A 464-nucleotide genomic window follows, 5' to 3' on the forward strand; every position below is an offset into this window, starting at 1 on the left:
GTAGCGATGGGCGATCTCCGCGTTGGAAAGCCCCTCCGCCATGGCCTCCAACATCTCTGTTTCCCGCGGCGTGAGCTCCGCCAGCAATGGGTCCGGTGCTGACGTTGCCGGTGCGGGCCGGGCAGCGCCACGAACGTACGTCTCGAGCAGCCGCTGGGTCACCCTCGGCGCCACGACGGCGTCGCCGCTGGCCACCACCCGGATCGCCTGGATGAGCTCCTCCGGTGCTGCATCCTTGAGCAGGAACGCAGACGCGCCAGCTTGGAGCCCGGCAAACGCGTACTCATCAACGTCGAAGGTGGTCAAAATGATGACGCGCGCTCTCGAATCCGCAGCACTGAGGGCCCGCGTCGCTTCGATCCCGTCCAGGACGGGCATCCGGACGTCCATCAAGACGACGTCGGGATCCAGTTCCTTGACCAGCGACACCGCTTCCGCGCCATTGGAGGCCTCCCCTACAATAT

The 464-nt window shown here is 65.7% G+C and carries 1 protein-coding gene; it reads right to left on the bottom strand.

The genetic code is table 11. The features are described from left to right. On the bottom strand, positions 1-464 hold a 464-nt coding region (locus FHK88_RS00230; RefSeq protein ID WP_227428782.1), incomplete at both ends, for a response regulator.

The organism is Psychrobacter sp. I-STPA6b, assembly GCF_020662265.1.
In the GTDB taxonomy this organism is placed as follows: Bacteria; Pseudomonadota; Gammaproteobacteria; order Pseudomonadales; family Moraxellaceae; genus Psychrobacter.